Origin of the sequence: Flavobacterium sp., assembly GCF_020217025.1 — a bacterium.
Classification (GTDB): Bacteria; Bacteroidota; Bacteroidia; order Flavobacteriales; family Flavobacteriaceae; genus Flavobacterium.
Genome location: NZ_JAIWOF010000128.1, coordinates 1 through 10,000, shown reverse-complemented (window position 1 = coordinate 10,000; position 10,000 = coordinate 1). Strand labels below are relative to the sequence as shown.

8 protein-coding genes and 1 pseudogene are annotated in these 10,000 nt (G+C 31.5%); 4 read left to right on the top strand and 5 right to left on the bottom strand.

The window, feature by feature from the left end:
* From LDL23_RS06405 to clpX, 3 genes and pseudogenes are all read left to right on the top strand, one after another.
* A pseudogene (locus LDL23_RS06405) lies at positions 1–668 on the top strand (trigger factor); the annotation flags it as partial.
* A 161-nt stretch (positions 669–829) separates the two neighbouring features.
* A complete protein-coding gene (gene clpP, locus LDL23_RS06400; RefSeq protein ID WP_291264965.1) occupies positions 830–1,486 on the top strand; it encodes an ATP-dependent Clp endopeptidase proteolytic subunit ClpP in 657 nt (218 codons plus the stop codon).
* Between the two features lie 79 nt (positions 1,487–1,565).
* Complete coding sequence (gene clpX, locus LDL23_RS06395) at positions 1,566–2,798, top strand: ATP-dependent Clp protease ATP-binding subunit ClpX (protein WP_291264964.1); 1,233 nt, start codon at positions 1,566–1,568, stop codon at positions 2,796–2,798.
* Between the two features lie 220 nt (positions 2,799–3,018).
* Here the strand turns inward: clpX and LDL23_RS06390 are convergent, their stop codons facing one another.
* Both LDL23_RS06390 and LDL23_RS06385 read right to left on the bottom strand, forming a co-directional pair.
* Positions 3,019–4,581 carry an OmpA family protein gene (locus tag LDL23_RS06390; RefSeq protein WP_291264963.1) on the bottom strand — a complete coding sequence of 521 codons (1,563 nt, stop codon included), beginning with the start codon at positions 4,579–4,581 and terminating at the stop codon, positions 3,019–3,021.
* A gap of 368 nt (positions 4,582–4,949) precedes the next feature.
* Entirely contained in the window at positions 4,950–6,461 is a 1,512-nt protein-coding gene (locus LDL23_RS06385) for a GH3 auxin-responsive promoter family protein (protein ID WP_291264962.1), read from the bottom strand.
* Positions 6,462–6,561: 100 nt separating this feature from the next.
* Here LDL23_RS06385 and LDL23_RS06380 point away from each other — a divergent pair, with 100 nt between their 5' ends.
* Positions 6,562–7,353 carry a DUF2797 domain-containing protein gene (locus LDL23_RS06380; RefSeq protein WP_026724311.1) on the top strand — a complete coding sequence of 264 codons (792 nt, stop codon included), beginning with the start codon at positions 6,562–6,564 and terminating at the stop codon, positions 7,351–7,353.
* A 62-nt stretch (positions 7,354–7,415) separates the two neighbouring features.
* Here the strand turns inward: LDL23_RS06380 and LDL23_RS06375 are convergent, their stop codons facing one another.
* The 3 genes from LDL23_RS06375 to LDL23_RS06365 all read right to left on the bottom strand — a co-directional run.
* Positions 7,416–8,021, bottom strand: coding sequence for a DUF6705 family protein (locus LDL23_RS06375; RefSeq protein ID WP_291264961.1), 606 nt, complete (start codon positions 8,019–8,021; stop codon positions 7,416–7,418).
* Positions 8,022–8,082: 61 nt separating this feature from the next.
* Positions 8,083–8,673 carry a DUF6705 family protein gene (locus LDL23_RS06370; RefSeq protein WP_291264960.1) on the bottom strand — a complete coding sequence of 197 codons (591 nt, stop codon included), beginning with the start codon at positions 8,671–8,673 and terminating at the stop codon, positions 8,083–8,085.
* Between the two features lie 21 nt (positions 8,674–8,694).
* Positions 8,695–10,000: hypothetical protein (locus LDL23_RS06365; protein WP_291264959.1), on the bottom strand; the 1,306-nt coding region annotated here is incomplete at its 5' end.

Sequence of the window (10,000 nt, the reverse complement as noted above, 5' to 3'; positions counted from 1 at the left end):
TGGATTACTTAAAAGTAGGTCATGATGATGTTCATGGTTTAGATATCAATGTTGATTTTACAATTGAGGAAATCAATTCAGTTGAAAAAGCAGAATTAAACCAAGAATTATTCGATAAATTATTCGGACCTGGAGTTATTGCTTCAGTTGAAGATTTAAAAGCTAAAATCAAAGAAGATGCTGAAGCGCAATTTGCACAGCAAGCAGATCAAAAATTCTTAAACGATGTTACAGAATTCTTAATCGAAACTACAAAATTTGATTTACCAGCTGAATTCTTGAAAAGATGGATTCAAAATGTAGGTGAAACTCCTTTAACTGCTGAACAAGCAGAAGAAGAGTTCGCTAGATCAGAAAAAGGATTACGTTTCCAATTAATCGAAGGAAAAGTAATGGCTGATAATAATTTACAAATCACTTTCGAAGATTTAAAAGCACATACTGCTGATTTAATCAAGAAACAAATGGCGCAATTTGGTCAATTAAATCCTTCAGAAGATGAAATTAACGGAATTGTAGCTCGTGTAATGTCGAACCAAGATGAGGTAAAACGTTTATCAGAGCAAGTAATGAGCGAAAAAATGTTAGGTCTTTACAAAGAAAAAGTAAAAGCTAAAACGAAAGAAGTGAATTACGAGCAATTCATCAAAGAAATGTACGGAGAATAATATCTCACAAAAAATAATTATCTTTGAGCGTCAGACTAGTTTTGGCGCTTTTTTATTGAAGCCATTTTGTTTCAAAAACAAAAGATAACTATTTGAAATATAATGTTTTTTAGTTCAACCCATTTAAACTTTTAAACGCTTAAACATTTAAACAAAAAATTATGAACTACGGAAAAGAATTTAAAAAATATGCTACTAAGCATCACGGAGTAAACAGTTTGTATTACGATAAAATTGTTAGTAGTATGACGCCTTATATCATTGAAGAACGCCAATTAAACGTAGCTTCAATGGATGTGTTCTCTCGTTTAATGATGGATAGAATTATCTTCATGGGAACTGGAGTTGATGATTATGTAGCAAATATTATTCAAGCACAATTGTTGTTTTTAGAAAGTGTTGATGCTTCTAAAGATATCAGTATTTATATCAATTCACCAGGAGGAAGTGTATATGCTGGATTAGGCATTTACGATACCATGCAATTCGTAAAACCTGATGTAGCTACTATCTGTACAGGAATGGCAGCTTCAATGGGAGCAGTTTTATTATGTGCTGGAGCAGAAGGAAAACGTTCGGCGTTACCACATTCTCGAGTTATGATTCACCAACCATCAGGAGGAGCACAAGGAGTTGCAACCGATATGGAAATCAACTTGAAAGAAATGTTGAAATTAAAAGAAGAATTATACCAAATCATTTCTCATCATTCAAAACAACCTTACGATAAAGTTTACAAAGACAGCGAAAGAGATTACTGGATGATTGCTGCTGAAGCAAAAGAATACGGAATGATTGATGAGGTTTTAACAAGATAATAAAAAGGTGTTAGGTAATGGGTTATAGGTAAAAGGTTTGCCCATCACCCATTACCCAAAACCTTTAACCAAGAAAAAAATGGCTAAAGAAGTATTAGAGTGTTCATTCTGCGGAAGGAAAAAGCCTGAAACCAATTTATTAATTGCAGGGATTAATGCGCATATTTGCGACAAGTGTATCGAACAAGCACACGGAATTGTATTAGAAGAATTAAAACAATCAGGTAATTCGAATTTGATTGCCGATTTGATTCTTTTAAAACCAAAAGAAATTCGTGCGTTTTTAGATGATTATGTAATTGGACAAGACCAAACAAAAAAAGTAATGAGTGTAGCAGTTTACAATCACTACAAACGTTTGATGCAAGTGCAATTAGAAGACGAAGTTGAGATTGAGAAAAGTAACATCTTAATGGTTGGACAAACCGGAACAGGGAAAACATTAGTAGCAAAAACCATTGCAAAAATGTTGAATGTTCCCTTGGCTATAGTTGATGCGACAGTTTTGACCGAAGCGGGTTATGTAGGAGAAGATGTAGAAAGTATCTTAACTCGTTTATTACAAGCTGCCGATTATGATGTAGCTAAAGCTGAAAGAGGAATCGTATTTATTGACGAAATTGATAAAATTGCTCGTAAAAGTGATAATCCATCGATAACTCGTGATGTTTCGGGTGAAGGTGTGCAACAAGCGTTGTTGAAATTACTTGAAGGAACGGTTGTAAATGTCCCACCAAAAGGAGGAAGAAAACATCCCGATCAAAAATTTGTTGAGGTAAATACACAAAATATCTTATTCATCGCTGGTGGTGCTTTCGACGGAATTGAAAGAATCATTTCAAAACGTTTGAATAGACAAGCAGTTGGTTATAGTTCTTCTATTGGAACAGATCAAATTGATAAAGATAATTTGTTGCAATATTTGATTCCAAAAGACGTAAAAGATTTTGGATTAATTCCAGAAATTATCGGTCGTTTGCCAGTTTTAACTCACATGGATCCTTTGGATGCAGAAACATTAAGAGCGATTCTAACCGAACCTAAAAATGCTTTAGTAAAACAATACAAAAAATTGTTTGAAATGGATGAGGTAACAGTTGATTTTGAAGAAGAAGCTTTGGATTATATTGTGTCAAAAGCTTTAGAGTATAAACTTGGAGCTAGAGGTTTACGTTCGTTATGTGAAGCAATTTTAACCGATGCTATGTACGAATTGCCAAGTTCTGATGACAAACACTTACAAGTTACAAAAGAATATGCTGAAAACAGTTTGAGTAAAAATTTATTACAAAGATTGAAAGCAGTTTCTTAAGGAAATAAGTATAAATAAAAAGGTCGCCATTGGCGACCTTTTTTTATGATTAAGCATTTTTCTTTTGCTCGATTGTTTTGGTTTGTTTAGCATTTACATAGCTTGATTTACAACTCCAGCCGCTAGAGCATGATGTTAATAATACAATTGTTGATAAGGCTAATACTAGAGAGATTTTTTTCATTTTTTTATAGTTGTGATTAATTGAGAGTGTACTTTTTTATTTTACGATTTTGAATTCAACCCTTCTGTTTGTTTGGTCTTGTTTAGATGAACATTTCTCGCATTTTTCTAACAATTCGCTTTCACCAAAACCTTTGTAAGTTAATTGCGTTGCTGGAATACCCTTTTTAAGTAAATATTGATATGCAGATTTTGCTCTACTTTCTGAAAGTGTTTGGTTGTAAGTTTCAGAACCTTTGCTATCGGTATGTGCATTAATTGTAATACTCATGTTTGTATTGTTCTTAAGAACTTCAACAATTTTGTTCAACGATAATTCAGATTCTTTTTTAATTGTTGATTTATTGAAATCAAAATAAATATTTTCAATTACAATTGCGTCTTCAGTAACAACTGCTTTCTTTTGAGTTAAAGCAATGTTTTTATCTGTATCACCAGTAGCAATGTTTGTTTTCTTAGTTTCGTAACCATCTTTCATAACTTCAACGTTATAAAAAGTTAATGGTTCTAAAGCTAATTTAATTTTGCCATTATTATCAGATACAGTCTCTGCTAATTTAGTTCCAAATTCGTCAGTTACAACAACTGTTGCGTTTGGTAAAGCTGTTTTAGTAACTTCTTCAACTACAGTATAGCTAAAGTGTAAATTCTCTTGCTTTTTAATTTCGAATTTTAAAATATCAAAATTACCCGATTGTTTTTTATCCGTTGAAATATATCCTTTAGATGGAGAAGTCATTACGAAAGCAACATCGTCTCTTCTTGAATTTAAATCAGTACCTAAATTCATAGCCGTTAAGAATGAATTGTCAACATAAGCCGATCTAAATACATCATAACCACCTAAATTTAAATGTCCTTTAGAAGAAAAATATAAATATTTGCTGTCAGAAGACATGTATGGATATTTCTCATCGTCTGCTGTATTTACGTTTGGACCTAAGTTAACTAATTTTCCGATAGTTCCATCTTCTGCAATGGTAGCTTCATAAATATCAAATCCACCAAATCCACCAGGAATGTTTGAAGCAATATAAATTTTCTTTCCATCAGGAGAAACACTTGGAGTTTCAGCGGAATATTGCTCAGGAACCACATTTAAATTGGTGATGTTTGTCCATTTTTTAGCATCTTTCTCATTAAGAGTTGCTTTGTGTAGGGTAAATAATTGTTTATTATTAGGGTTTTCTTGAGTAAAGAAAATAGTTCTTTGATCAGAAGAAAATCCGATTGAACCTTCATCGTTTTCAGAATCCAACGCTTGAGAGAAAAGTAGTGGAAAAGATAAGTTTCCGTCTTCTTTTACATCTACACAATATAAGTTATTGTTTGGAGTATTTGTAATTGGATTAACAGTTACATCAGCATGTCTTCTTTTTTTATTAGATAAGATGATGTATTTGTTCTTAAAGAAAGTGGTACCAATTTCATTTAATTCTGTATTGATTCCTGTATCACTAGTAATGAAACTAATTCCTTTTGTGTTTTTATTGATAGCATTTACAATAGCTTCAGCTCCTTCTGAACGTTTTGGTTCTTGGCCAAAAGATATAAAGCTTCCTAAAAGTAAAAGTAACGTAAGGATTTTGTTTAGTTTCATAAATTTAAATGCTTAAATAATAGTTAGTTAATATAGGGGTTAAAACGGGTGCAAAATTAGAGGTATTTTTTGGAAAAAAAATTAATAGTGTATTTATTTATTAATTATTATTTAAAAATCCGATATAATGCAAAAAAAATCGATTTACTGCATTTTGAGTAAATCGATTTTCTTAAAGATTTCGCAATAAAATCAAATTAACAATATTGGTTTTTGTAGAATTCGTTATTAAAATGACTTTTTTTAGTTTTTTCTATTGTGTTTTCGCACTTTCTGTAAGGTCCACATTTATAACGTCTTGGTCCGCAAGATACTGTAATTAGGACTAATGTCATAAGAGAATATATTATCTTCTTTTTCATACTGTTTTATTGTAGTGTTAATAGGCTTTCTAGATAATTTCGTTCATTAGAAAGTCGTGGTACTTTGTGTTGACCACCTAGTTTATCTTGTTGTTTTAACCAGTCGTAAAATAGATTTTCACGCGCTACATTTAATACTAACGGGTTTAATGTCATGTTGTTATAGCGTTTGGCTTCGTAATCCGAATTGATACTTTGAAGATTTTCATCTAAAACCTTTCTAAAATTCTCTATATTGTCTGGTTTGGTTTTAAATTCAATAATCCATTCATGTGCCCCTTTTTGTTTATCACTCATAAAAATGGGAGCCACAGTGTAATCTGTAATTTCACAGTTGAATTCTGTACAGGTTTTAGTCAAAGCAGTATCGGTATTTTCAACCATCAATTCTTCTCCAAAAACGTTGATGTGATGTTTTGTTCTACCAGTTACTTTTATTCGGTATGGATTTAATGAGGTAAATCGTATGGTATCTCCAATTAAATAACGCCATAAACCCGAGTTAGTAGTGATTACCAAAGCATAATTTTTATTCAATTCTACTTGATTTAATCGAATTACGCGTTGGTTTAAGGTTCCAAACGTATCCATTGGAATGAACTCATAGAAAATGCCATAATCCAGCATCAACAATAATTCACTCGAATCATTTTGGTCTTGAATCGCAAAAAAACCTTCCGAAGCATTATAAATTTCATAATATTTGAAATTATCCTTTGGGAACAATTTTTTGTATTGCTCTCTATACGGATCAAAATTTACACCACCATGGAAATAGACTTCTGCATTTGGCCAAAGCTCTAATAGGTTTGATTTTCCAGTAGTTTCTAATGTTTTTTGCAATAAAACCATCATCCAGCTAGGAACGCCAGCTAAACTCGTTACATTTTCATTAATAGTTTCATTAATTATGGCTGGAAGTTTTGTTTCCCAATCGCCCATTAAGGAAATTTTGCTGCTTGGAGTGGAACTAAATTCGGCCCAAATCGGCATATTGTCAATTAAAATGGCAGATAAATCACCAAAGAACGTGTTGTTGTCTTCGTATAATTGCTTGCTTCCGCCTAAACGTAAACTCTTTCCTGTAAACATTTGCGAGTCTTCGTTGTTGTTTAAATACAAACACAATAAATCTTTACTCGCTTTGTAATGACAATTTTCTAAGGCTTCCGAACTCACCGGAATAAATTTGCTCTTAGCATTAGTCGTTCCGCTTGATTTTGCAAACCATTTGATGTTAGAATTCCAAAAAACATTTTGTTCGCCTTGTCTTGTTCGTTCAATTAAAGGTTCTAACTCTTCATAGGTAGAAACAGGAATTCGCTCACTAAAAGTGGTATAATTTTTCATGGAAGAAAAGTCGTATTTTCTACCAATTTGCGTGTTTTCGGCAGATTTTATAAGGTTGAAAAGTAATTCTTCTTGTACTTCATGCGGATATTTCAAGAACAATTCCATTTGATGAATTCGTTTCTTCAAAATCCAAGTGGCAACAGAATTTATAATTTGTAATGGCATTTACCTATTTCTAATTTTGAATTATTAAAACGGAATAATAACTTTACCAAAAATAGCATTTTTTTTAAATAATTGAACGAAAAAGTAAATCTTAACACAAATGAATTATCAAGGCACGCTAAGTAAAATGCAAACCGAATTTGGAAACCCAATTCAATACTATTTGGTTTTTGAAAATAGTTTTTTAAACCTGAACCAACTTTTAGGAAAGCCAATGGAAATTGAATTTCAAGGCTACCAATGTTTGAATTGCGGAAAAGCCAAAAAGATTTTTCGTCAAGGATTTTGTTATGATTGTTTTATGAGCAGCCCAGCAGTTGGCGATTGGATTATGAAACCCGAATTAAGCACCGCGCATTTAGATATTGAAGACCGTGATTTAGAATACGAAAAACGTGTACAATTACAACCTCATGTAGTGTATTTAGCGTTATCAAGCGAAGTAAAAGTTGGTGTAACCAGAAAAACCCAAGTTCCTACAAGATGGATTGACCAAGGCGCCGTGCAAGCGATTCCAATTGTTGAAGTTCCAAACAGATATTTAGCAGGAATCACAGAAGTGGCGCTGAAAAACCATTTTGCTGATAAAACCAATTGGCAAAAAATGCTAAAAAACGAATATTTACAAATGGATTTGATTGCAGAACGCAATAAAGTTTTCGATTGGTTACCAACCGAAGTAAAAGATTATTTTCCAAAAGAAGAAAAAATCATTCAACTCGATTTTCCAGTGTTGCAATATCCTAAAAAAGTAACGAGTTTAAATTTAGATAAAACTCCCAATTTCTCAGGAACCTTAACTGGAATTAAAGGACAATATTTACTATTTGAAGACGGAACCGTTTTTAATGTAAGAACCTATGAAGGTTATGTGGTGAAGATGAGTTTGTAAAAATAAATACACAAAAAAAGTAAACAACGACTTTTATACTTTAAAAGTCGTTGTTGAAAGGGTTATTGTTTTATTAAAGTAAACTCTCCTATTGGTAAAGCAAAATCAGGTGCTGTGGGCTGACCTTCTATTTCAATAACTCTTGAAATATTAGTTATATTTATTTTCATAACTTCTTGACCTCCTTCTGTCGTTCTTCTCATTATTAAATCTGCAAATCTGCCAGAAACAACATCTTTTAAAAGTGTATTTAATCTTTTTTCTGTCGCACTACAATCAGGGCATTGCCAAACTCTAAAATTTTTATCTACTAAAAAATTTCCATCAATATTATGTCTTCTTTGGTTTAAATAGGTAATGTTTACATTAGGCAATGTATTAGCTTTTTCAACTCCATTTTCTATGTATTGATATTCTCCAATAATTAAATCTTCATAATATTGACTATTGTATTGCAATACTTTTTTTACTAATACAATTTTTAAAGTATCAGCTCCATTTGTATAAACATAGGTACCTTCAAAGGGATTTAATAAGTTAAGTAAATCCTTTATATAATATCCATTGGGTAAGCCCATTTCCGATTCAGAAATATCAACAATGGGAGTTTGCGCTTTGCAATTAATTGAAAGCAATAATACAACAAGTATGTTTAAATTTTTCATCATAAATAAATATACAAAAAAAAGTAAAAACGACTTTTATAATTTAAAAGTCGTTGTTGAAAGGTTATTGTTTTATCATTATAAACGTTGTGTTAGGAATGATTCTTGTGATTATTGGGTCATTATCACTTCTTGTAGGTAAACTTGTTCTAGGTTCAAATTTAATAGCATTATTTCCGCCAACAGTTATTCTTTGAATAATTACATCTCCATAACCTCTGTTATCATCAAACATTAGTCTTAATCGCTTTTCATTTGGCATACAATCGTTACATAAGGGTTTGTAATGATTTAGCAATATAGAATTACCACCAATTGAATGTTGTACAGCTTGGTTAGGAAAGTTTGTATCTATATCGTTTAATGAATTAAACATATCAACACCATTTACTCTGTATTGCATTTCACCAACGATGATATCTTCATAATATCTTTGATTGTAAGACATAACTATTTTCTTTAAAATAACCTTGAAATATACGTTTCCATCATTATAAATATAAGTTCCTACAAAAGAGTTAAGATCATTGTTAATGTCTTTAATGTAGCTATTTTGAATTATGGTCCCATCATCTTCAGAAAGATTTATAATTGGACTTTGTGCATTACAACTTAAAGTTATAAGTAATAAAAAATATTTAAAAAAGTTAGTCATTTTTTTAGATTTAAAAGGTTATTAATTTCCACATGGATTATTTTCAACAGTCCCATTTGAATTTAGAGTGAGTTTTCCCCAATTAGTTAAATTTTGATTTGCTTTATATAAGCTTAAGCCATAATTTTCATATTTTTCTAAAAATTTTTTCTCCAAATCATTTGGATTTTTATCAAATAATTTTCCATCTTCTCTGTGAATTTCCTTAATTTTTTCATCTCTCGATAAGGTTATTGGTTTTATATCGTTAATTCTTTGCTCAATTTTTTGTTTTAATATGTTTATATCATCTACTTTAAAAGCATAATAAGTTACTTCAGGAGGAATCGCTATTGAACCAGATTTTCTAACAGCAATAATTTCAAACACCTTATCTTTATTGTAATCTTTTGCAAGATAATGACAATCTGCAATCCAGTCCATGTCGCCAAAACTTGGTATAGAATGGCCTTTTTCAAATGAATGTGAATGCATACCTCCATAAATAAAACCATTAACGTTTAAAGCTACAGTTAACGCCTCACCACCTTCAATAGGTCCTTGTATATATTTATCTCCAAATTTTTGATATGAAAATGTGCAACCATATTCATTTGGCAATATAACTTTTCCTCCAATTAACTCAATTCTTGGTTTTAATTTTGGTCTTTTGATAGTGTCAGGTTCACCTATTATGGGTCTGATTATACTATCGTTTGGTTTTAATAATTCTTTTAATTCTTTGCAAGGATCTTTTGGTAAAATGTTTTCCTCCTCCTCCAATTCCAAAACTGGAGCTGTAACAATAGGGTTGTTGTTGCCGCTATCGTTTGGAGGTGTTTCTACTTCGCCTGTTGTACCACCTGTTCCGCCACCGCCAGTTAAATCTATTCCTCCGCCACCATCATCATATGTTTCACATACATCACTACATGTAGTAAATGTAGTGTTAGTTGGGCATTTTTCCCCTGGTGTATGTGGTGTTTGATATTCAGAAGGATATCTTGGATCACAATCATAACACAATGTTGTACAAACAGTACTGCAAATATTTGTTATTTTGTTGGTAGTATTAATTAAGTTAGCATTGTACACAATAGGTGTTATGGTTCTATTGCCATTAAAATCGCCGTTTAAAAAATAACTTTCAATTGTAGCAGGCTGAAAAGGAACATATTTTATTATGTTAGCTGTAGTTTCGCCACTATTTAACTGTTGTACAATTAAGTTTTCAAAAGAATTTACATCATCTATTTCTCTGTTAATTAAAATAGTGTACGATGTTGCACTTTCGGTTTCAATTACTTTTACAGGCTTGTTAGCTATGGTAAATTGATACTGTTCTTCC

Coding starts and splice junctions, on each gene's coding strand:
- clpX (WP_291264964.1), top strand. CDS start 1,566: ATGGCTAAAGAAGTATTAGAGTGTTCATTCTGCGGAAGGAAAAAGCCT.
- clpP (WP_291264965.1), top strand. CDS start 830: ATGAACTACGGAAAAGAATTTAAAAAATATGCTACTAAGCATCACGGA.
- LDL23_RS06375 (WP_291264961.1), bottom strand. CDS start 8,021: ATGATGAAAAATTTAAACATACTTGTTGTATTATTGCTTTCAATTAAT.
- LDL23_RS06390 (WP_291264963.1), bottom strand. CDS start 4,581: ATGAAACTAAACAAAATCCTTACGTTACTTTTACTTTTAGGAAGCTTT.
- LDL23_RS06370 (WP_291264960.1), bottom strand. CDS start 8,673: ATGACTAACTTTTTTAAATATTTTTTATTACTTATAACTTTAAGTTGT.
- LDL23_RS06385 (WP_291264962.1), bottom strand. CDS start 6,461: ATGCCATTACAAATTATAAATTCTGTTGCCACTTGGATTTTGAAGAAA.
- LDL23_RS06380 (WP_026724311.1), top strand. CDS start 6,562: ATGAATTATCAAGGCACGCTAAGTAAAATGCAAACCGAATTTGGAAAC.